We start from the raw sequence: 22,605 nt of genomic DNA, 5'->3' as shown, positions 1-22,605 counted from the left end.
ATATTTTAGAAAGACAGGTTTATTTCTCCATTGGATGTTGCTTCAGCAAATCACTTGGGTTGTAGAATCCTTCCTGATCTTTGATTTCTTCGCGAATCTTTTTCACCATATCTGGAGAAATTGGAGAAGCTTGATTTCCAAATGAGTTTCTTACAAAGGTCAACACCGCTGCTACTTCTGAATCATCCAACATTCCTTCGAACGGAGTCATTGGAACCTGACCGGGATATTCTTTTCCAGCTACTTCTATTGGCCCCAAAAGCCCTTTCAATACAATCTTGATTGCTCTTTCTGGGCTTCCAGTTACCCATGGAGTGCCTTTCAATGGAGGGAAACCAGATGCCGCCAATCCACCACCATCTTCTTGATGGCAGGTCGCACAGAAGCCTTCTCGGGCATAGATTTCTTTTCCGATAACAAACAGTTCTCGATCAGATCCTGTCAATGAGGATTTGATATCTTCTTCTTTCTTCTCTGAAACAGACAGTCCATTCATGTGAGCAACAGCTGTTTCCAAGGTTCTAGGAATCCAGGTATTGTCTTTTTCCTGCTTTTCAGCTTCTGCCAAAATAGGCGTTCCTATTTCTCTAGGAAGCCAAGATGCTGCTGCAATTGCTTCGATTCTCACTCTTCCATTTGGATCTTTTACCGATTGCATCAATAGATCCGCTTGATCTTTGACTTGATGACCAGTGTATCTCAATACACGGGTAGCGGCTGCTCTCACTCGATAGTCTTCAGATTTTAATAATTGACGAAGGAGGTCTTGATTTACTTTATCCGCACCCCACGTTACCCAAAGTGCTTCAAGGCGATTGTGTTCATAGTTTGGATCGTCTGGGTTCAACTCTGTGAGCCATTTTTCGACAGCATCATATACTTCTTGAGTATCTCTACCTCTCAGTTCTCTTTTGGTTCTGTATCGGGTTCTGTACTCAGGAAGCTTTAGGTTTTCCAAAAGCTCATAAATGGTAGCTCCATCGATTTTGGCTGGAGTAATCAACGGTCTGGAAGGATAGGTCACACGGTAGATTCTACCATGGACATGATCTCTTAATGGATCTCTTGCATTATGCTGCATGTGTCCAATCAAGATGTTGTGCCAATCGACCACATATAAAGATCCATCAGGAGCTATTTCCATATCTACTGGTCGGAAATTACGATCTGTCGAAGTGATTAGATCCTGACGCCATTTGGAAGTAAATCCAACAGTGTCTTCCACCATTTGATGCTGTTTGGTTCCCAAAAATCCAATGGTATTGTTGATGATCAAATCCCCTTGAATATCATCTGGGAAATGTCTACTGGAAATGAACTCCAATCCTGAAGTAGGGCGAACCAAATGCGCTTTTTCCACCAAGTTTGGACCTTTGTAATTTGCATTTCCGTACCGAGGCAAGGTAGATCCCGGAAGCATCCAGTTGACATTTGGACCGGAAGTTTCTGCATAGAAGTTTTGACCCCACTCATCAAAAGCAATTCCCCAAGGGTTAGGGATTGAGACCTGATTTACCCGCTCTAGCTTATGTCTTTTTGGTTCGTAGCGATAGAATCCGCCATTGGTTGCTCTAACAGGGCCATAGGAAGTCTCCACATTGGTATGGAGGAAAACCCCTTCACCCATAAAAATTGCTCCACTTTCATCTGTAGTAAATGCAGAAATGGCATGGTGGGTATCATGGTCATCAAAGCCAGAAAGAAGAATGGTTTTTTTATCTGCCTTGTCATCTCCATCAGTGTCCTCTAAAAACACCAAATTCGGACTTTGGGAAACGTAGACGCCATCCGCTGCAATTTCAAAACCAACTGGGATGTGAAGATTATCTGCGAAAGTGGTTTGTTTGTCCGCTTTGCCATCACCATCGGTATCCTCCAAAATGATCAATTTATCCTGAGGTCTTGGATCCCCCGGCTTGTAGTGAGGGTAGCTAGGCATCGTAGCCACCCAAAGTCTACCTTTATTATCAAAGGAGAGTTGAACTGGGTTGGCCAGATCAGGGAATTCCTGTTCGGAAGCGAAAAGCTCAATTTTATATCCTTCGGGAACTTTGATGGTTTTTAATGCATCTTCTCCATATAGGTATTCCATACTTCCATTTGCCTCTGGATTGTAATTTGTTGTGACTTCGGGAAGGGTTCTGGTTCTGGCGTCGGCGGTAGCCAAATCAAAAGTCTTCCCTTGGTTTGCATCCCAAATAGCAGAGTCTCTGATTGCAGTCATTTGTCGGATTTTCTCTTGCTCAAAAGGGTAGTTGTCTGGACCGAAAGGATCATACCGACGACCGAAAACGTGAACTCCATTTGGAATCTTGTAGTCATTGTGCCACATCCAGTTTTTCTCTTGCACTGCCTTATGAATCAAATCCAGATTTACTTCAGCTTGATGATTGGTTTGTCCAAATAATTTATTAGCTAAAAAATCTCCAAAGATTTTATAACCTTCTTCAGTCAGCTGGGTGCCATCGATGGTTAAGGGTTTGTCTGAACTATCATACCAATCCTGGCTCGCGTCAAAAGCGTCTACAAAAACTAAGTCGTATTTCTGAGCGATTTCTCGCATGCCTTCAGTGTATTGCTTGAGGATAGTATTTTCCTTTTTGCCATCCGGTACATCTATTATGTCAGAGATGTCTTCAAAAGCAATAGGAGATACTAATGCAATCTGAGGAGCGGCATTGCCATTGTACTTTTGTTTTTGGGTGTGAAGAATCCAAGCCTCCAACTCATCCTTATAATTTTGAAGCTTTTCCAATCCTTGGAAAGATTCATTAAATCCAAAAAAACCTATGACTATGTCTGCCTTAAGTCGAGTTAGCCATTGATCAGGTTTTTCTAAAAATCCAATGCTTCCAGAAGGAGTAGCATATTCTTCTTGAAAATCTTCTGCTCCAGGGAAAACCCAAGGATCATTGGTGCCAGATCTTGGTCGAAAACCAGGAGTGTCTCCAGGATCTGCTAGATTTCTGATAACTAAAGCGCTATCTGGATAACGGACTTGCATTTCGGTTTCGAACCAGCCAAACTCCATCATTCTGGAAGCTAGATTGTTTCCAACCAAAGTGATATGAGTGTTTTTGCGAAGTTCTAGGTTTTTTTCTTTTGTACAGCTGCTTATTCCGACTAAAAGTATAAGGGAAAGCCACCAGGGTCTAAATTTAAATTGCATAGATAGGGAAGATTGAAATCTAATATTAGTAGGTTCGCCCTAATTATTCAAGAAGTATTTTATTTTCGGTCTTTATTAGAATAATTATAAATAATAAAAATTAAATACAGAATATTTTATTGAATTCTGTCCTGTTCTATCCTGAAAAAGGAAGTCTTTTTGATAAAGCCTGTAATTGGCACTTTAAATAGGGAAATGAAAGTGGTAGTCGGTGTGTCCTGTTCTGTCCTGTGTTTTAAATGTTGGTTTTCAGTAGTTTGCGCAGGATATGGCAGGATGGGTTTGTACGTGATTTGGTGAAAATTAGTTAAAATTTTATCAATTAATTTTAAACCCGCCAGTATGAATAACCACTATCTATCTAGGGTGAAAATCCGATTTATTGGATTTTTACTATTAACGCTGTGCATAAGCATATCGAGTTTTGGACAGACCCAAACAATCACCGGGGTCGTCGTTTCGGTACCGGATAATGAGCCCATTCCAGGTGCCTTAGTCTCCGTGAAAGGGACGCAAAAGGGTACGGTAACCGACATCGATGGTTCTTTTAGTATCCAAGCTGCGCCTGGCGAGACTTTAGTATTTAGTTTTGTCGGTTTTGTAGCCAAAGAAGTTGCGGTTGTCGCCGGGCAATCAACAGTCAATGTTTCTTTAGAGTATTCTACTTCAGATTTGAGTGAAGTAGTAGTTGTAGGTTACGGTAGTCAGATCAAAAGAGAAGTTACCGGTGCTATTCAATCAGTTTCAGAGGCTGAAATGGCTGATTTGCCAGTGTCATCCACTGCTCAAAAATTACAAGGAAGGCTTGCTGGAGTGCAAATCAACCAAACAACAGGTAAGCCAGGTCAAGGAATGAATGTCCGTATCAGAGGGCAATTATCTGTATCTGGTGGTAGTCAGCCACTTTATGTGGTGGATGGTTTCCCTATCACAGGAGATATCAACCAAATCAACCCTGATGAAATTCAGGAAATTTCTGTTTTGAAAGATGCTGCTTCAACATCCTTGTATGGATCAAGAGCAGCTAATGGTGTTGTTTTGATTACAACTAAAAAAGGAAAGACAGGGCAAACTAACATCGGTTTTAATGTCTACACGGGTATTCAAAATGTTCCTCAAAGAGGAAGGTTAGAAATGATGAATGCTGAGGAATTTGCTCAGTTCAAAAAAGAGTACTACGAAGATGCTGGACAGGCTGTCCCTGCTGCATTTCAAAACCCTTCTCAATATAGAGGTCAAAATAATGACTGGTATGATGCATTAATCGTACAAAACGCTCCAATTTCATCTTACAACTTAACTATCACCTCAAATAAGGAAAAAGTAAATACCGCAATTATCGCAGGTGTATTTGATCAAGAGGGGGTTGTTGAAAATACGCAGTATCAGAGATACTCATTGAGAATAAACAATACTTATAATATCTCTGATAAAGTAAATGTTGGTTTTAATTTGGCTCCAAACTATGTAGTAGATAATACGCCAAGAACAGATGGTACGCGTGGTACAGGTATTATTTTCAATGCTTTACATACTTGGCCAGTAATGCCAATTTATGATGAAAATGGAGAGTTGACTTATTACAATAGATTTCCTGCTGAAACAGGTAACATATTCGCATACCCTAACTGGGTAAGATCTGCTAGAGAAATCACAAATGAGACTAAGCAAACCAACTTGTTGGCTAATGCTTTTGTTGACTGGCAGCCTATCCCAGGTCTTACTTTGAAGTCTACTTTCAATACTGAGATCAACAATTCAAAATTCTTCTTCTTTAACCCATCTACTGCAACTTCCGCCATTAACGTAGCGATTCCTACAGTAGCTGTTTCAGTAAGACAAAATGTTGAGGCCTTGTCTTGGTTAAATGAAAATACTGCAACCTATGCCAAGACAATTGGTGATCATACTTTTGAGGCTTTGGTCGGATTTTCCAATCAAAAATATAGAATGGAAAGTACAAGAATTCAAGCTGATACCTATGCTGACGATCGCCTCCCAACCATTCAAGGCGCAATTAATATCAACCGAGGAGGAACTCAATCAGGTGTAAATGAGTGGTCCTTGACTTCAGTTTTTTCTAGACTGACCTATAATTATATGGGTAAATACTTATTTACTGCTTCTGTGAGAGGTGATGGTTCCTCTCGATTTGGTGCAGACAATAGATGGGGTGTTTTCCCTTCTACATCTGTTGGTTGGGTAATGTCTGACGAAGGATTTTTGAATACAAGTTCTACAGTGTCTTTTGCAAAGCTGAGAGCTAGTTACGGTGTGACAGGAAATAACAATATCGGTAACTATACACAATATGCCTTGGTAAACAATACGATCAATGCTGTATTTGGAGATCAGGTTGTTCCTGGGGCAGGTGTTACTTCCTTGAACAATTCCAACCTAGGTTGGGAAACTACAACTCAGTTGGATTTAGGGTTGGATTTAGGTTTGTGGGATGATAGAGTTCAGTTTGCTTATGACTTCTATACCAAAAACACTACAAACTTATTATATGCTGTTCAAATTCCTCAGGAATCAGGTTTTACCAACTTCAATGACAACATTGGAGAGATACATTTTTGGGGACATGAATTTGCAGTGAATACAGTTAACACCACAGGAGAATTTAAGTGGACAACCAATGCAAATATTTCTTTTAACAGAAACAAGGTAATTGAATTAGCTGATGGAATTGATAGAGTTTATGGTTCATATCACATTACCCAGGTTGGGCAACCATTTGGTCAGTTCTATGGATTGGTAAAGTTGGGTAACTATGCTAATGCAGAAGATTTGGCTAGTTCTCCAATCATTCCTGGTAGATCTACAGTGGGTAGTATTAAGTTGGCTGATATTAATGGAGATGGCGTAATCACTTATGGTGGTGATAACGACGATAGAGCTATCATTGGAAACCCATTCCCTAAGTTCGTTTACGGATTGGTAAACAACTTTAAATATAGAAACTTTGATGCAAGTATTACAGCATCTGGTTCTTATGGTAACCAATTGTATATGAGACACCTTTATTCAACTGCGAATTTGGATGGTGTATTTAATATGGTTGCGAAAGCAATTGATAGATTCAGATCTCCAGAAGATCCAGGAGAAGGGATTTTTGGCACTACTGTAGGTGGTGGTAATGTGACAGGGGTAGAAAGAGACTGGAACAATAGCAACTTCGTTTGGGATGCGTCTTATTTCACAATCCGAAATATCACATTAGGCTACACCTTCTCTAATATTTCCAATTCATTGAAATCTGCAAGAGTTTACCTTTCTGGACAAAATATGTGGGTATTTACCAAGTATTGGGGTGGCCCAAATCCAGAGGTTAGTATGCAGAATAATGGTAGCGGAGACGGAGGGAATTTAAGTCCGGGCGTGGATTTGGGTCCTTATCCAGTTCCAAGAACAATCACAATCGGTGCAAATATCAATTTCTAATCAAATGATTTTGAACCACATTTCTAACCCTAATTGAATTTAAAAATGAAAAAATATATTCTAGCCATCGCTGCAGTAGGGATTTTGTCAACCAGTTGTGATGATTTCTTGACCGTGGTACCAGAAACTCAATTGAGTTCGGCAACTTTCTTCAAAAACCAAAATGACTTTGAACAAGCTGTGAATGCAGCTTATGTGCCCCTCCGAAATATTGTAAACAACAGAGCGTGGTTGTTAGGGGAGATGCATTCCGATAATACCTATTATGCTCGAAATGTCTTGTTTGGGGCAGTAGATCCTCAAGAGGATTTGGCAGATTTCTCTTTATTAGTTTCCAATGGTACCAATCCAAATGGCCATTTGACTGATCAATGGAGACAAGATTATCAAATCATCGCCCGGACCAATCAGATTCTTGATGTAATCGATGATGTTGAATTTGATGCGGATGCAAAAGCTAATGTGAAGGGTCAAGCCCTATTTCTTAGAGCCTATGCCTATTTTGAATTGGTTCGCTATTGGGGAAGTGTTCCTTTGCATTTAACTCCTGTGGCGGCAAGAGAAGAGGCAGCACTTCCACTTTCTAGCGAGGCTGAGGTTTATGCACAAATCGAGCAGGATCTTCAGGCAGCTGTTCCTTTATTACCAAATAAATCAGAGCAGCAAGCAGGTAGAGTAACTTCAGGAGCTGCCAGAACTCTTTTGGCAAATGTGTATATCAATCAGGAAAAATGGTCTGATGCAGAACAAATTTTAACTCCGGTAGTGACCAGTAATCAATATCAATTGATGCCTTCCTATGATATGGCTTTCTCCGAAAACACTTCAAATAAAAATAATTCGGAATCTGTTTTTGAGGTACAATTTCTAGAAGGTTCTGCTGGATTGAATGGAAATTTCATGTATCAGTTTATGCCAAGACCTATTTCAGCTTCTGAATTGGAGCCAATTATGGGGACAAGCAACCCTCAAAATATTGATGGAGAAGGAAACAATATCCCGACTCCAGATATTATAGAAGCTTATGAAGATGGTGATCTTCGAAAAGAAGCATCGATTGGAAATGTTTATTTGGAAGGAAGCTTCAGAGATGATAAGAATTATCCTTATATCAAGAAATTCCAAAGCTTCCATTCACAGCATAATAATCATGGTATGAATTGGCCAGTTTATCGTTATGCAGAAGTTCTTTTGTTCATGGCAGAGGCGTTGAATGAGCAAGGGAAGACCACTGAGGCAGCCAAATATTTGAATATGGTAAGAGACCGTGCGGGATTAGATGATACGACTGCTTCTGGTCAAGCGGATCTCGGAGAAGCCATTTTCAAAGAGAGAAGAGTGGAGCTAGCCTTCGAAAATAAAAGATGGTTTGATATTCAGAGAACCAATAGAATAGAAGAAATTATCATTCCTCATGGACAAAGGATAGTAGCAAATCCATTGGATTATTATTATCCTCCATTGGAGGGTGCAGTACCAAGACCGAATGTATTTTCAAATCTGGATAAATTCTATCCCTATCCTGCGGCAGAATCGGATTTGAGCCCTTATTTCTAAGCTGGTTTTTTGTTTGTAGATAGCCCGGATTCCAAATGAACTTTCGTCAGTTCTGGAGAATCTGGGTTATTTTTTGGCAGATATGGCAGGATGGTAAACAAAATGATAAGTAGTAAATAGCCTTTGTGAATGGCTCTCCTGACCCTGAAATATTTTGCAAATTGTTTTAGAAACGGAAGTCCTTAATTGAAGCAATAAATCTGAAATATATGTTTTTGAAAAAAATCCCTAAATCGATCGCAGTCTTGCTGGGTGTGATGGTTTTGGCTACTGCTTGTGAAAAAAGCGAAGAAGAATCGTCTGGCAGAAAGCTGACCGGAAATCCTAAAATAGATAAGTTAAAACTTCCCGATGGCTTTGAGGCAGAGCTATTATATAGCCCGGGAGAAAATGATCAAGGGTCATGGGTAGCCATGACGTTTGACGATAAAGGAAGAATGATCACGGCTGATCAATATGGCTTCCTTTATAGATTGGAGTTGCCTCCAATTGGTTCTGATTCTACGGTAAAACCGAAGGTTGAAAAGCTGATCATTGGTGGAGTAGATGAGCCTCAAGTGGGGATGGGTTATGCCCAAGGTTTGCTCTATGCATTCAACTCTTTGTACGTGATGGTAAACCATCATTCCAATCAGATTTTCGAGAAAAATACAGGTTTGTATAGGATTCAGGATTTGGATGGCGATGATCAATTTGAGACTGTTTCAACTATTAGAACACTCGAAGGTTCACCTGGAGAACATGGCCCTCACTCTATGAAATTGACACCTGATGGTAAATCTATTGTGCTTTCTGCAGGTAACCATGTGGATGTTCCAGAGATGAATCGATATAGACTTCCTAAGGTTTGGGATGAGGATAATCTTTTCCCATTGATCAAAGACCCAAGAGGTCATGCAAATAGTAGAATGGCACCCGGTGGATGGATTGCCAAAATTGATCCAGAAGGTAAAGATTGGGAGTTGATCGCAGCCGGATTTCGAAATGAGTTTGATATTGCATTCAATGAAGTAGGAGATTTATTTACCTATGATTCTGATATGGAATGGGATTTCGGAATGCCTTGGTATAGACCAACCAGAATTCTTCATGTACCAAGTGGCGCTGAATTTGGATGGAGAACAGGCGACTCTAAGTGGTCTCCGAACTATCCAGACAACCTACCTGCTTTGGTGAATATAGGGCAAGGTTCTCCTACCAACGTGATGTTTGGAACGGAAGCTAATTTCCCTGATAAGTATAAAAGAGCACTATATGCTTTTGACTGGAGTTTTGGGATTATTTATGCGATGCATTTGACACCAAATGGAGGTACTTATGATGCAAAAGCAGAAGAGTTTATTTCTGGATCTCCTCTTCCTTTGACTGATGGTACAATAGGCCCTGATGGGGCAATGTATTTCGCGACGGGAGGTAGAAGATTGGAGTCTGACTTGTACAGAGTTTACTATAAGGGAGATATTGATACTTATAAGCCATTGACCATGGCTGATATGCCGGAGGAAGCTAAAATCAGAAGAGAACTGGAAAGCTATCATGTTGATGGGGCTCCTTCAGAAGGATTGGAAATGGCATGGAATAACTTGGACAACAAAGATCGTTTCGTTCAATATGCAGCAAGAATTGCGCTCGAGCATCAACCAGTTGCAAGTTGGAAAGATAAAGCAATCGCTGAGACCAATGCGGTGAAAAAGACCCAAGCAGCTCTGGCTTTAGCAAGACATGGAAGTAATGCCGATGTGGTTCCGATGTTGAAGTCTTTGATGGAGATTGATTACTCCTCATTGTCTGACAAGGAAAAGCAAGATTTGTTAAGAACGATAGAGGTGACTTTGTATCGTCATGATGCAGCAGCAAACCCAGTTAAATCTGACTTGGTTGCCTATTTGGACCCTAACTTCCCCTCCAATGACAATATGTTGGATAGATCATTGGCAGTTCTGTTAACCCATTTGGATGCTCCTGATGCTGTTAAGAAAACTTTGGCATTATTGGAGACCGCTAAAGATGATGCGGAATATCAAAAAACCTTTACCTCCTCATCTGATTTGGTATTTAGAAATCCTCAATATGGAATGGATATCGCCAATATGTTGGCGAATGTTCCACCAGCCCAGCAGACATATTTTGCTGTAGTTTTGGGTGGAGCTGACCATGGCTGGACGCCGGAAATGAGGGAGGAATATTTCACTTGGATCAAAGATGCTTTCAAATACAAAGGAGGAAGAAGTTATGTTGGCTTTATTGATAGAGCTAGAAAAATGGCTTTAGAACATGTTGCCCAGGCTGATTTTGCCAAATATGATGAAATGTCAGGTGCAGCATTGTTGACTTCTAACGGCAATGATATTGCTAATACAGGAATTCAACCGGAAGGACCAGGAAGAAGATGGACTGTAGAGGAGGCAGAACCAGTGGTTGAAGTTCTTTCTGGTAGGAATTTTGAAAGAGGTAAAGCAATGTTTCAAGCTACTCTTTGTTCTTCCTGCCATACTATGGGCGGAGAAGGAGGAATCATTGGTCCAGACTTGACTCAATTGGGAACTCGATTCTCCAAAAAAGATATTTTGGAGGCGACTATAGAGCCAAGCAAGACGATTTCAGAGCAATATGAAGCAACAGTTCTTGAGTTGAAAGATGGAGGATCTATCGTGGGTAGAATGATCGATCAAGATGATACGAATTATTACATCTCACAAAACCCATTCGCTCCAGAGACTATCAGAACTGTACCTAAGAATACTGTGACACTTGCTAAAGAATCAGATGTTTCTATCATGTTGCCAGGATTGATCAATAGACTGAATGAAGAGGAGTTGAAAGACTTAATGGCCTACCTAATTTCAGGTGGTAATGAAAACAATGAGGTGTTTCAAAACGATGCAACAGCAGAAAAATGAAATTGAATTTCTTTAAAAAATATTTATTCGTAGAGGCGATAGGTCTATTAATGTTGTTTGGTTATTTGGTGGATTTTGCATCAATTCCCGAAAAACAAGGTCCAAGGTATGCGAAAGATCCTTTGTTGGAAGAGGCCGACTTTGAGCCTATTTTCAACGGAAAAGATTTAAGTGATTGGGAATATGATCCGGTTTATTGGTCTGCCAAAGACGGTGCAATTGTCGGTGAAGTCACCCCAGAAACTTTACTTAAGAGCAATACTTTCATCATTTGGAAAGGTGGTGAAGTAGGGGACTTTGAGTTGAAATTGGATTATTGGATTACTGAAGTTGGTAACTCAGGTGTTCAGTATAGAAGTGATAGATTTACTGAGGTTCCTTATGCATTGAGAGGTTATCAAGCAGATATCGATGCTGCAAATCGATACACTGGTCAGAATTATGAAGAGAGAAAAAGAACAACTTTGGCCTATAGAGGTCAAAAGACTGAAATCACCTCTCAGCCTGATGGAATGACAGTGAGAGAATATGTCGAAAGAAATGCATGGAAAGGCCTCCATGTAACTGAGGAGCTGGGGGATCGTGAAGAATTGGGAAAACTAATCAAGCCTGGAGAGTGGAATTCAATTCATTTGGTAGTCAAAGGAAATGTCATGAAGCATTATGTAAATGGAACTTTAATGAGTGAAGTACATGACGACGATGAGAAGAACCGAATGCTCAAAGGGTTATTGGGGATGCAGGTTCACGTGGGCCCACCGATGACAGTGAAATTCAAGGATATTCAATTGAAAAAATTGTAAAAATAAAGGCTGGTCAATCGACCAGCCTTTTTTGATTATTTCGACCAAATCCCCTCAAATCTTGCTTCATTATTTTGTTCATATCCAGCAATGACTCGAGTTAGATAACCATTGTTTAAGAAATGGTTATATTCATTTTGAAACTCAGTGGAGCTTAGGTTGTATTTCTCATACCAGGCATTGTAGTTGTCTACATTTTTATACCAAATACCACTAAGCATGGGTTGGTTTCCCACTAAATAAGCGTCCAAATACACCAACTTGAATTTTTTCTTATTCGTGTAATCGTTGAAGGCAACTTTGAAATCATTCAAAGACATCACTGGTCTTAAATAAAAGCCTCCGGTTTTAATCTTTTCCCATAAAGCTGTGACATAGGTTGTGTTTCCTGACTTTACACAAGAAACATTAATAGGAACCAGTCCTTGTCCTATGTGAGTCTGGAAATTGTCCTCATGCCATTTTAGTGATCTTCCATGGTAGGCCAATCTTAAATTGCCCTTCCCATGAACCCAAATCGCCGCATATTTGATTTGTCCAGCGCTCATGTAGGAATTGACATGGATTAATCTATAGCCGGCATCTTTAAATTTATCATATTCTTTCTGGTAGCCAGTTCCAGTCATATGATGTCTTGCTGCCCAAGAGAGGTTTTTACTTTGTCTAAAAATGACATTGAAGTAGGTCCTGCCGTTGACTTCATACCCATCTACCCAGATTGGGTAGTACCCACAGGTCCAGATTCCATCAAATACTTTTTGGTAACTTTCTAAGGGTACGCCAAATCGGCAAACTTCTCCCCAATTGGTTGGATATTCGCAATAGGGGTGCTTTGTACTGATAAAGCAAGATTTACTTTTTTGACCGGGTATTCCGAGCCCATTCAATTTGGACCAATTGATATTGGAATCAGGCTTTGGATAATCACTTGTCCCGATTACATAGCCGGTATTAAAGAGCAAGGGTCTGAATTTTCCGCTCTCGGGATCATCAGCTTTATCAAATGTTTTGATATGAACATGAAGATGAGGACCGCTAGAGCTACCTGAATTACCGCTTTTTCCCAATACTTGCCCTTTTTTTACTGTTGCACCGACTTTAAGAAACTCATTTTTGATGCTTCCTTTTATCATATGCGCATACAGAGCAACAACATTCCCATGGCGGATATAGAGATGATTTCCACTTCCTCCATAATCAAAGGATCCCCAGAGTTCATCTTTTTGCTTGTTTCCAAGGTCTTCATAAAATTCATCTGATTTATTGGGAGGGTAGGGAGCCCAATTATTAGGGATGTTGTTTTCAAAATGCATGACCACGCCATCTTCCATAGCTCTGACCTGCTTTCCCCAGATCAAAAAATGGTCATTTTCGGTACCGTCTTTTCCTTTGACTAGATATTTCCAGCCAGAGTCATATTTGTTAACACCCAAATCATAGGCGAAAACCTGGTCCCCACCACCGTGCATGGAATATCCCGTAACAAATTCATTTTCATCAAATTCAGATGTCTCAAATGGAAAAGCAAAAGATAAAGGGTATGGCTTTAGTTTTTTGGTGAATGAAACAGAGGAGGCAAATCCTTTGAATTTGAAGCTGATTTTTAAGGAAGTGGGAAAAGGAGCTTCTATAAATATCACATCACCATTTTCATGGTATTCCCTACTATTCTGCCAAGTTCGCAATTGATTGGCGTTAATTGTTAATTGATCAGAAGGAAGAAATACCGTTTTTTTAATGACTTGACTTCCGAGTTTATATTCAAACACGACTTGATCCAGATCTAATGACTGGCTTTCTTGGTTATGAATATAAGCCCTGACTGAAACTTGGCATTGCCACGGGGCCTGACTTGTAAATCCTGGAGTAAGATGATATACAATATCCTCGCCTTCCATAGGTTCAAAACTGACGCCGATTTTTGGTGAGCTCGCTGACATTTTTAAGACCCTTTCAAACTTGAACTCAGAAAGTTGTAAGTTCCTTGGTTTGATTTCTTCTTCTGAATCGTGCCAAATAGAAGTTACTGATCCAACGGTAAATTTCCTGATCGGACGAACGCTTTTGATTTTTTCTGTACTGACCCTGATTGCCTTTTTTTCCTGTGAGGCTTGAGTAGGTTTACTGACAATCCTAGTGGGCTTGATGTTAGTTTGTTCCGGGTTTAATCGGATTTTTGGGTTTGTTCTTTTTTTGGACATGGCTTTAAAATTTTGTTGAAAAATGTATTTGCCTATCCTTTCGGAATACATAAAAATTCTAGTATGGTTCCTGAGGATAAAAGTTGATTATTTTACTAAAATAACTGATAATAAGCTAGTTATACTGGTTATTTATTTGATAAAAAAGCTTTTTGTATTGGGAATATTCAATCAAAAGTAGATTATTCCAAATTGCAGGAGGAGTTCGTTTTACTTCATGATTTTTTTGATCAACGGCAGAATTTTATTCCCCTCATTTTTTAACTTTTAAAATTCAATCCAAGTTCTGTCCTGATACAGCAGGATGGACTCTGGAAGGCATTTTTATAGGTTTAACTTATTCTACTATACCCAAAATGAACCTCGGCAAAGTATCCAATTGGAAATATAAAATATCCAACTTTCAGCAGTTGGGAGGCATCGAAACCTCCGTTTTAGACAATGGATTAGGTCGAGGAACACGGATTGCCTGGATAAATACCGGGACTGGTTTACGGTACAAGTTGGTCCTTGATAGAGGGATGGACATCGTAGATGCTTTTTATAATGAACATAGCCTTGCCTGGATCTCACATAATGGAGTTGCTTCCCCACAGCCATTCTCTGACAAGGGCATTGAATGGCTTAGAACATTTGCTGGCGGACTTTTTACCACCTGTGGTTTGTCCAATGCCGGTCCGCCAAATGAAGATGAAAGTGGTGCCAAAGGATTACATGGTAAATATTCGAATACTCCTGCAGAATTAGTGACTATCAAACAACCAGATATCCATTCTGGGGATCTTGATTTTGAGATCGTAGCTAAAGTCAGAGAATCTTCCACTTTTGGACCTCATTTGGAAATGACCAGGAAGATTTCTGGTAGAATTGGAAGTGCGGAGATTCAGATACAGGATACTGTGGCTAATCTAGGAAATCAGAAAGCACCTCATATGCTTTTGTACCATATCAATTGTGGTTGGCCTTTGATCGATGAAGGAACGAGGATCATTTGGAAAGGGGAGAAGAAGCCTAAGGCGACAGATGCAAACAATACCCAGTTTAATATAAAACATGAATTTACCAGATGCGCGCCTCCAATGGATGAGCATGCTGGTTTTGGAGAAGATGTGGCTTTTATAGATCCAAATGCTGATTCTAGAGGAACAGTTGTTTGTGGTTATGCCAATGACGATTTGGGTTTGGCATTGAAAATCACTTTTTCTAAGAATCAGTTGCCTTGGTTAATCAATTGGCAGCATTGGGGGAAAGGGGAATATGTGACGGCATTAGAGCCAGCTACTCACCCACCGATAGGTCAGAAAAATGCAAGAGAGAATGGGAGCTTGATCCTCCTTGAGCCTGGAGAAAAGAGGACCTATAATCTGAAGTTGGAAGTGTTAACTGGAGAAGAAGTGAAAGAATTTAACTAGTAAATAAATTGGCCAAGGGGTGATTTCCCTAAGTTCAATTTTTCAATAATAATAACTCAAAAATCTAATAACCATTACCATGAGTTTAGCAAAAAAGGCCCTCGAGCAGGGGGAAGGAATTTTAAGACTCACCCCAACTTGGGTACCCCGATCCTTTTGTGTGCCGGGAAGAAGAATAAAGCTGCATCCAGATGATTATTATGCACTAGGTGGAGCAAGAGGAGGAATTGACGAGCGTTGGTTTTCGTCCACTACCCCTGCAGAAAATGGTCCTTTGACTTCCAAAAATGAAGGCCTTTCACATATTGCCTATGAAGATGGAGGTAAAACCGAATTGTTCCTTTTAAAAGATGCAATCGATGAATTAGGAGCTCAGATTATCGGATCTAGACTTTGGGATCAATACAAGTCCTGGCCGATGTATTCCAAGTTTTTTGATAACATGGGGCCGCTTCCGCATCACATTCACCCAAGTGATGAATTTGGAAAGTTGACCAATCAAAATGGAAAGCCAGAAGCTTATTATTTCCCACCACAGCTAAACAATCACGGTGGAGATTTTCCCTATACCTTCTTTGGGATAGCTCCAGGAACGAGTAAAGAGATCATCTTAGATTGTTTGAAAAACTTCAATAAAGGCGATAATAAAATCACCAATTATTCTCAAGCTTTTAGATTGCAACCGGGTACAGGGTGGGATGTTCCTCCGGGGATGCTTCATGCCCCAGGTTCCCTTTGTACTTATGAACCTCAGAAGGCATCCGATATTTTTGCGATGTACCAATCTTTGGTAAATGAGGCAATTATCCCAGAAGAACTACTATGGAATGCTACTCCGAAAAATCGATGGGGAGATTATGAATTATTGGTTGAGATGATTGATTGGGATCTCAATGTGAATCCAAACTTGATGGATAATCACTACATGGAGCCTAAGCCAGTATCTGATGTCAATGAAATGCATACCGCAGGATATCATGAAAACTGGATTTGCTATAGATCTCATGATTATTCAGCTAAGGAATTGACAGTTCTTCCTGGTCAGACAGTGACCATCACAGATTCTGCAGCTTATGGTATGATCATGATGCAGGGCTACGGAAAAATGGGTGCTTGGGATATTGAAACTCCAGCTTTGATCCGTTTTGGTCAGTTGACTCATGATGAGTACTTCGTGTCTGAAGATGCGGCAAAAGCAGGTGTGAAAATTACCAATATGTCTAAAACTGATCCTATCGTGATGTTGAAGCATTTCGGGCCTAGAAACCCTGACTTGACAGTTTTGTAAATTAATAGGAGGATATGAGGATCAAGCGCTTTTACCCTTAGAGCTTGATTCTCAATTTTTCCAATCTTTCAATATTTAAATCCCTAATAACTATGAATAACTTCCCTAAACTTCATAATGCCACTTGGCCGGGATTGGTCGGAAAAGGACCAGATTCTGAGCCAGTGATTCCTTTTGATTCTTTGTTGGAAATGACGGCAGCAGCCGAGGTCAATGGTGTCAAATTCGACGGAATTGATGTGGGACTTTTGGAGCCTCACTTTGACTTAAATAATCCGGATGAAGCCAAAAAACTGGCGGATAAAGTTTCCAAATACAATCTGAATGTAGGCTCTTTAGTTGCTCCAATTTGGGCTGGAACTGCGATGGGTACAGCTGAGCAGAGAAAGACATTTGTGGATATGGTCAGAAAATCCTGTGAATTTGGTCAAAAGCTGAAGGAATTGGGTGTAAGACATTATGGTGTGGTGAGAATTGATTCAGCGGCGGGAGTTTCCGATTGGGCAAAAGACCCTGAAGGCAATACCAAGCTGATTGTTCAGACTTTTCAGGAAGCTGCCGATGTAGCTGCGGATTTTGGTGAAAGACTTGCTGCTGAGGGAGAGATCTGCTGGGGTGCTATGCATAGCTGGAAACATATGGTGGATCTCTTGGAAAGAGTGGATAGAAAAAATGTAGGCTTCCAGGCAGATATGTCTCATACCTTCTTGTACACCATGGGTTACAATGCTCCTGAGCATAGAATCTTGGCAAAAGAAGACGAAAAGGATCGTGGGGCCATTGAAGCGGCATTGAAGACCGTGACCGATGCACTAAGACCATGGACAATTGACTTCCACGTAGCGCAAAATGACGGATCTGTATTCGGTTCAGGTTCTCATGATAAAACGGGCAGACATTGCCAGGCCACTGACCCGAACGGGTTGTTGGATATAGCTCACGATGCAGGTTACTGGTTGAGAGATGGTGATGGGAAATTGACCAAAGCAGTTCAGCACATTTGCTGGGATGGATGTATGTTCCCGAACTCTGTGATGGAAAGCCAACAAACCTGGAATGATATCCTTGCGGCCTTGATTTCGGTCCGTGAGGCACATGGATGGAACGGCTGAAATTGAAAGGTAGAAGGCTAAATTCAGAAAGCTGAAACCTTACAAACTTCCAATTTTTCAACCGTTTAACTCAATCTTCAAATTTCAAATTCAAAAAACATGAGTAATAAAAAACAAATTAGAATTGGCCTAATCGGAACTGGATTGATGGGCCGAATCCATACCAATGGCTACAAGCGTATGGAAGACTTTTTTCCAGAATATGAATACGTTCCTGTATTGCAGGCTTGTTGCTCCAGACGAGAAGAAAAAGCAAAAGCATTTGCTGAGCAATGGGGATATGCATCCTATGAAACCGACTGGAGAAAAGTACTTGAGCGAGATGATATCGACGCTGTAGATATCTGTACTCCAAATGATAAACATGCCGAGATCGCCATTGCAGCAGCAAAAGCTGGAAAGATGATTCTTTGCGAAAAGCCATTGGCAAGAACTGTAGAAGAGGCAGAAGGAATGCTAAAAGCCGTAGAAGAGGCAGGAGTAAAGAATACAGTTTGGTATAACTACAGAAGAATCCCAGCAGTGACTTTGGCTAAGAATATTGTGGCTTCAGGTAAGCTTGGAAAGATTTTCCACTACAGAGCTAACTTCCTTCAAGATTGGACGATCAGTCCTGATTTGCCTCAAGGTGGAGATGCGCTTTGGAGATTGGATGTGGCAGCTGCTGGTTCAGGTGTTACAGGTGATCTTTTGGCGCACTGTATCGATACTGCGATGTGGATCAATGGTGGGATCAAAGATGTTTCTGCAATGACTGAGACATTTATCAAAGAGAGAGTGCATCAGGGAACTGGCGAAAAGAAAGCTGTCGGAATCGATGATGCTTGTACTTTCCAGTGTCATTTTGACAATGGTTCTTTGGGGCTTTTCGAAGCAACTCGATATGCAAGAGGCCATAAAGCCCTTTATACATTTGAAATCAACGGGGAACATGCATCTATTAGATGGGATTTACATGATTTGACCCGATTAGAATATTTTGACCATGACGATGAAGGTATCGTTCGTGGCTGGAGATCTATTCACGTCACTGACGGAGATCATCCCTATATGGACAGATGGTGGATTCCGGGCACTTCCATCGGATATGAGCATTCATTTATCCATCAAGTAGCTGATTTCTTCCATAGTCTTCAGACTGGAGAAGCTTGTCATCCAACATTTAGAGATGCCTTCGAAACTCAAAAAGTATGTGAAGCCGTGATCAATTCAGCCAATGAAAGAGCATGGAAAGATACCGGAGTTGATTGGGTCGAAAAAGTATAAGGTTTGTTATGTAATGGAAAAATCCAGGCTACTTAGTCTGGATTTTTTTTATGTTCTGAATTTGAGCAAGATTTAGAATTGTAGTAATTTATTTGAAAATCATCCTAACCTTATGAAAAGATCCTACTTAATTCTATTCGTCCTCACTTTACTTTGTTGGTCCTGTAAAAATGAAAAAGAAGGTGATACACTCGAGGACCTGATTCCTGAAAACAGAGAGATGAAGGCTATGATTGATGAGGTAAAAATGATTCCTATTCAGACACCAAAAGGAGAAATGAAAGTGTGGACTCAGAAAGTAGGCGAAAACCCAAAAATCAAATTACTCCTTCTTCATGGTGGTCCCGGTATGACTCATGAGCAATACGCCAATTTCAAAGACTATTTGCCTCAGGAAGGGATCGAATTCATTTGGTATGATCAATTAGGATCAGCAGGTTCGGACCAGCCGGATGATTCCAGTCTTTGGACGATTGAAAGGTTTGTGGATGAAGTAGAGCAGGTCAGAAAAGAACTGGGTCTAAACAAGGATAATTTCTATTTGCTGGGACAATCTTGGGGAGGAATGCTCGGGATGGAATATGCTTTCAAATATCAGGATAACCTCAAAGGGTTGGTTATCTGCAATATGATGTCCAGTTTGGATGAATATGAAAAATATGCCAAGGAGGTTTTAGGTCCGCAAATGCCGCCAGAAGTTTTTGCGGAGGTGATGGAAATTGAGAAAAGCGGTGATTTTGAAAATCCGCGATACATGGAATTGCTTGGAGAATATCATTACCCTCAACATGTGCTGAGAAAACCCATGGATGAATGGCCGGAGGAAATTACCAGAATGATGTCCCAGGTGAATCCCAATGTCTATGTTTTTATGCAGGGTCATTCCGAATTCGGGATTACCCCAGGAGCTAGCTTGGAAGGATGGGACGTTCGAGATCAATTGTCAACGATTACTATTCCGACCTTAGTGGTGGGAGGAGAGCATGATACCATGGATCCCAAACACATGGAATGGATGGCCCAGGAAATTCCAAATGCTAGATATTTGTATTGCCCTGAAGGCTCTCATTTATCCCAATACGATGATCCAGAACACTTTTTCCCAGGCTTAATTCAATTTTTGAAAGATGTAGATGAAGGGAAGTTTTAAATTATCATGTTTGACTTTTTCCAAAAACACTATTTAAACTTTAGAAACTTCTTTTATACCCAGGAATTAAAAAGGTATGGAGAAGATTATGCACGATCTAGTGATAATTTCGCACTATTCACCTTAGTGATTTTTCCAAGCATGTATGGAATGATTATCACCGCTTTGTTTGCGGTAGAATTGGGTTTTAGATATCAATTTGAATCTAAAAATAAGGAGGTGATTTGGACCCTTATCCTTGCTGGGATATTAATTTTTATCTGCTACCTGATCCACCGAAGGATCTTTTCTTTATTTGTTCCTCCGAATGAGCCATTGGTTTCTTTGGAGGAAACTCTTCGAAAGAAATATTTCAAAATTTACCTTTGGTTTGGTTTTGGACCTTTATTGCTAATTTTTTTCTTGATTTATTTGTTTCATTTTTAATTGTGTAGGCAATTCAAACCCTAAAGAATATCCCTTTTCTATATAAGAAATAGCAAAGTCCCCACAATGCTCCTAATGTTGCAAATGCAGTAATGACAGCCAATAGATGCTCATTCATACCAGTCCAGGAGAGAAAGCCTGTGGTAAAAATGCCAACAGTCCTATTCAGCCATCTGCCAAGGATTTCTGCAAAGAGATAGATGAAAATGGAGTTCATTCCTACAATCAAGAATGGAAAAATTCCCTTTCTGTGGTTTTTGACATCTACCCAGTAAAATGAAAATGCCAAAACCAATAGAGCCCAGCCACCAGAGGCAAAAACAAAAGCGGTAGTACTGATTCTTTTGATGATAGGAGTGATGCCAGCCAGATCTAGTCCAAAGCCTATTATCAATGCAACAATTCCCGCTAGAGCAATGGTTTTAATTTTGTCTGAATCGGCTTTCTTCGAAAGTAAAATGTTCCCGCAAATCGCTCCCCAGATCGTATGCGCAGCAGTCGGAATACAATTGATAGCAACCCAGCCTCCATTGTTGATTTTTCCCATCAAGATCATGTCAGTATAGTTTCCAAAATTGGTTCCATGCTCAAAAGGAATTTCAGGGTTATACAATCTATACATGATTTCTGTTAAAGCTAAAAGGCCCAAAGAAACGCTTAGCTGAACTTTCCATCCTTTGTTCAATAGGAAATAGGTGACCAAAATTGTAAATGATAATTGGGTCAGAACATTCCAAAGTTCGAAAACCAATTTGCCAGAATAGATGCAGTGTAAGCCTGTTCCAAAAAGGAAAAGAATCAGACATCGCTTCAAAATATGAGCAGTTACTTTCCCTCGATTTTCAGCCAAAGCCAATCTTTTATTCAAAGAAAAAGGCATAGCCACCCCCACGATAAACATGAAGAATGGTTGGATCAGGTCCCAAAACCTCAAACCGTTCCAAGGGTGATGGGTAAACTGTACAAAAAAAGTGTGAAGTGGATTTCCTTCATTGAAAAGCTCCAAAAGAGAATCGTAAACCAATGATGCCTCTGCAACTAACAGAAACATGGTGATTCCTCTATAGACATCCAATGAAACTAATCGCTGGGTTGGGTTGATGGTGGTCATAATGGGTTGAATGAGAAATATCTAAGATAAAAAATGCTGAAAAAATGAAGGATAAAATTTGATGGGTGGGGAATAAAAAAGCCTTCCGATTTTGGAAGGCTAAAAGCTTTTTGATATTAAAACTGAGATTTAAACTGCTCCAGTTTTTGGTCTACTTGTGTGTCGACAGGGAATGTGACTTTGATATTTTCCCAAGCCATTGAGATCATGGCAGTTTTATTGTCACCAGCTGAAATGGTGTAGGTCAACCTTTCAGTGCTACCACCTCTCTCGGTTTTTCCTTTTAATGAAACAGCATCATCCTTTGCAACTGCAGCTTCATCGATTTTTCCATCTACCATGTAGGCAAATACTGATTCAGCTTTTTTGTTTATATGAACAGTCCAATCCCCTGATTCTAATGGGGTAATAAAGATGGAATATCTTCCGGCACCTATGGTTTTTCCACCTATACTAACAGGGGTACTAAACTCGATAATAGTTTGAGCATTTGCTCCTGCTCTCCAGGTCACTCCATATTTTTCGATTTCTCCGAATATTTTTCTTCCTTTTACACCTGGAGAAGAATAATCAATATTGATTTTGGTGAATCCAACTACTTGGGATACGCTGGAAGCAGGACTTAGGGAAGGGGTTTGTAATTGAGCAAATGCAGAAAAGGAGCCGATTAAGAAGAAGGCACAAGCCAAGAAATAGAATTTGTTGTTTTTCATAAGGTTAGATTTAATGTATTGTAAGCTACTAATTTTTCAAATCCAATTTTCAA

14 protein-coding genes are annotated in these 22,605 nt (G+C 40.2%); 10 read left to right on the top strand and 4 right to left on the bottom strand.

All coding sequences use genetic code 11. The features are described from left to right. Positions 1-19: 19 nt before the first annotated feature. Positions 20-3,169: a PVC-type heme-binding CxxCH protein gene (locus O0V13_RS08760; RefSeq protein WP_268034602.1), complete on the bottom strand. Its 3,150-nt coding sequence runs from the start codon at positions 3,167-3,169 to the stop codon at positions 20-22. Positions 3,170-3,511: 342 nt separating this feature from the next. Here O0V13_RS08760 and O0V13_RS08755 point away from each other — a divergent pair, with 342 nt between their 5' ends. The 4 genes from O0V13_RS08755 (at position 3,512) to O0V13_RS08740 (ending at position 11,873) form a co-directional block, all read left to right on the top strand. Beyond that, positions 3,512-6,613, top strand: a complete 3,102-nt coding sequence (locus O0V13_RS08755) for a SusC/RagA family TonB-linked outer membrane protein (RefSeq protein ID WP_268034601.1) — start codon at positions 3,512-3,514, stop codon at positions 6,611-6,613. 45 nt (positions 6,614-6,658) lie between these two features. Continuing rightward, positions 6,659-8,170 (top strand): RagB/SusD family nutrient uptake outer membrane protein, encoded by a 1,512-nt coding sequence (locus O0V13_RS08750; RefSeq protein WP_268034600.1) that lies wholly within the window; start codon positions 6,659-6,661, stop codon positions 8,168-8,170. A 209-nt stretch (positions 8,171-8,379) separates the two neighbouring features. Further along, on the top strand, positions 8,380-11,070 hold the full coding sequence (locus O0V13_RS08745; protein ID WP_268034599.1) for a c-type cytochrome: 2,691 nt from the start codon (positions 8,380-8,382) through the stop codon (positions 11,068-11,070). Then, positions 11,067-11,873 carry a 3-keto-disaccharide hydrolase gene (locus O0V13_RS08740; protein ID WP_268034598.1) on the top strand — a complete coding sequence of 269 codons (807 nt, stop codon included), beginning with the start codon at positions 11,067-11,069 and terminating at the stop codon, positions 11,871-11,873. Before O0V13_RS08745 ends, O0V13_RS08740 begins: the two co-directional genes overlap by 4 nt. Before the next feature lie 35 nt (positions 11,874-11,908). Here the strand turns inward: O0V13_RS08740 and O0V13_RS08735 are convergent, their stop codons facing one another. Then, on the bottom strand, positions 11,909-14,074 hold the full coding sequence (locus O0V13_RS08735) for a peptidoglycan DD-metalloendopeptidase family protein (protein ID WP_268034597.1): 2,166 nt from the start codon (positions 14,072-14,074) through the stop codon (positions 11,909-11,911). 356 nt (positions 14,075-14,430) lie between these two features. Between O0V13_RS08735 and O0V13_RS08730 the strand changes: the two genes are divergently transcribed. From O0V13_RS08730 to O0V13_RS08705, 6 genes are all read left to right on the top strand, one after another. Continuing rightward, positions 14,431-15,486: an aldose 1-epimerase family protein gene (locus O0V13_RS08730; protein ID WP_268034596.1), complete on the top strand. Its 1,056-nt coding sequence runs from the start codon at positions 14,431-14,433 to the stop codon at positions 15,484-15,486. A gap of 79 nt (positions 15,487-15,565) precedes the next feature. After that, positions 15,566-16,774: a hypothetical protein gene (locus tag O0V13_RS08725; RefSeq protein WP_268034595.1), complete on the top strand. Its 1,209-nt coding sequence runs from the start codon at positions 15,566-15,568 to the stop codon at positions 16,772-16,774. A gap of 92 nt (positions 16,775-16,866) precedes the next feature. Further along, on the top strand, positions 16,867-17,886 hold the full coding sequence (locus tag O0V13_RS08720; protein ID WP_442780915.1) for a sugar phosphate isomerase/epimerase family protein: 1,020 nt from the start codon (positions 16,867-16,869) through the stop codon (positions 17,884-17,886). Positions 17,887-17,985: 99 nt separating this feature from the next. Beyond that, positions 17,986-19,152, top strand: coding sequence for a Gfo/Idh/MocA family protein (locus tag O0V13_RS08715; protein ID WP_268034594.1), 1,167 nt, complete (start codon positions 17,986-17,988; stop codon positions 19,150-19,152). A 112-nt stretch (positions 19,153-19,264) separates the two neighbouring features. After that, a complete protein-coding gene (locus O0V13_RS08710) occupies positions 19,265-20,302 on the top strand; it encodes a proline iminopeptidase-family hydrolase (RefSeq protein WP_268034593.1) in 1,038 nt (345 codons plus the stop codon). Positions 20,303-20,308: 6 nt separating this feature from the next. Further along, positions 20,309-20,728, top strand: coding sequence for a hypothetical protein (locus tag O0V13_RS08705; protein WP_268034592.1), 420 nt, complete (start codon positions 20,309-20,311; stop codon positions 20,726-20,728). A gap of 13 nt (positions 20,729-20,741) precedes the next feature. On the opposite strand, the gene O0V13_RS08700 is transcribed toward O0V13_RS08705, so the two are convergent. Together O0V13_RS08700 and O0V13_RS08695 are read right to left on the bottom strand one after the other, a co-directional pair. Continuing rightward, positions 20,742-21,839, bottom strand: coding sequence for an acyltransferase family protein (locus tag O0V13_RS08700; protein ID WP_268034591.1), 1,098 nt, complete (start codon positions 21,837-21,839; stop codon positions 20,742-20,744). A gap of 116 nt (positions 21,840-21,955) precedes the next feature. Further along, positions 21,956-22,552 carry a DUF2911 domain-containing protein gene (locus O0V13_RS08695; RefSeq protein ID WP_268034590.1) on the bottom strand — a complete coding sequence of 199 codons (597 nt, stop codon included), beginning with the start codon at positions 22,550-22,552 and terminating at the stop codon, positions 21,956-21,958. Between the last annotated feature and the right edge of the window lie 53 nt (positions 22,553-22,605).

Source organism: Algoriphagus sp. PAP.12, from assembly GCF_026652115.1.
Lineage (GTDB): Bacteria > Bacteroidota > Bacteroidia > Cytophagales > Cyclobacteriaceae > Algoriphagus.
The sequence above is the reverse complement of the archived record's forward strand: the minus strand, read 5'-3'. Positions and strand labels throughout refer to the sequence as shown.

Bases quoted from the DNA above. Each gene is read 5' to 3' on its own strand.
- O0V13_RS08705 (WP_268034592.1), top strand. From the start codon at position 20,309: ATGTTTGACTTTTTCCAAAAACACTATTTAAACTTTAGAAACTTCTTT.
- O0V13_RS08740 (WP_268034598.1), top strand. From the start codon at position 11,067: ATGAAATTGAATTTCTTTAAAAAATATTTATTCGTAGAGGCGATAGGT.
- O0V13_RS08710 (WP_268034593.1), top strand. From the start codon at position 19,265: ATGAAAAGATCCTACTTAATTCTATTCGTCCTCACTTTACTTTGTTGG.
- O0V13_RS08695 (WP_268034590.1), bottom strand. From the start codon at position 22,552: ATGAAAAACAACAAATTCTATTTCTTGGCTTGTGCCTTCTTCTTAATC.
- O0V13_RS08745 (WP_268034599.1), top strand. From the start codon at position 8,380: ATGTTTTTGAAAAAAATCCCTAAATCGATCGCAGTCTTGCTGGGTGTG.
- O0V13_RS08700 (WP_268034591.1), bottom strand. From the start codon at position 21,839: ATGACCACCATCAACCCAACCCAGCGATTAGTTTCATTGGATGTCTAT.
- O0V13_RS08720 (WP_442780915.1), top strand. From the start codon at position 16,867: ATGAATAACTTCCCTAAACTTCATAATGCCACTTGGCCGGGATTGGTC.
- O0V13_RS08715 (WP_268034594.1), top strand. From the start codon at position 17,986: ATGAGTAATAAAAAACAAATTAGAATTGGCCTAATCGGAACTGGATTG.
- O0V13_RS08725 (WP_268034595.1), top strand. From the start codon at position 15,566: ATGAGTTTAGCAAAAAAGGCCCTCGAGCAGGGGGAAGGAATTTTAAGA.
- O0V13_RS08735 (WP_268034597.1), bottom strand. From the start codon at position 14,074: ATGTCCAAAAAAAGAACAAACCCAAAAATCCGATTAAACCCGGAACAA.
- O0V13_RS08750 (WP_268034600.1), top strand. From the start codon at position 6,659: ATGAAAAAATATATTCTAGCCATCGCTGCAGTAGGGATTTTGTCAACC.
- O0V13_RS08760 (WP_268034602.1), bottom strand. From the start codon at position 3,169: ATGCAATTTAAATTTAGACCCTGGTGGCTTTCCCTTATACTTTTAGTC.
- O0V13_RS08755 (WP_268034601.1), top strand. From the start codon at position 3,512: ATGAATAACCACTATCTATCTAGGGTGAAAATCCGATTTATTGGATTT.
- O0V13_RS08730 (WP_268034596.1), top strand. From the start codon at position 14,431: ATGAACCTCGGCAAAGTATCCAATTGGAAATATAAAATATCCAACTTT.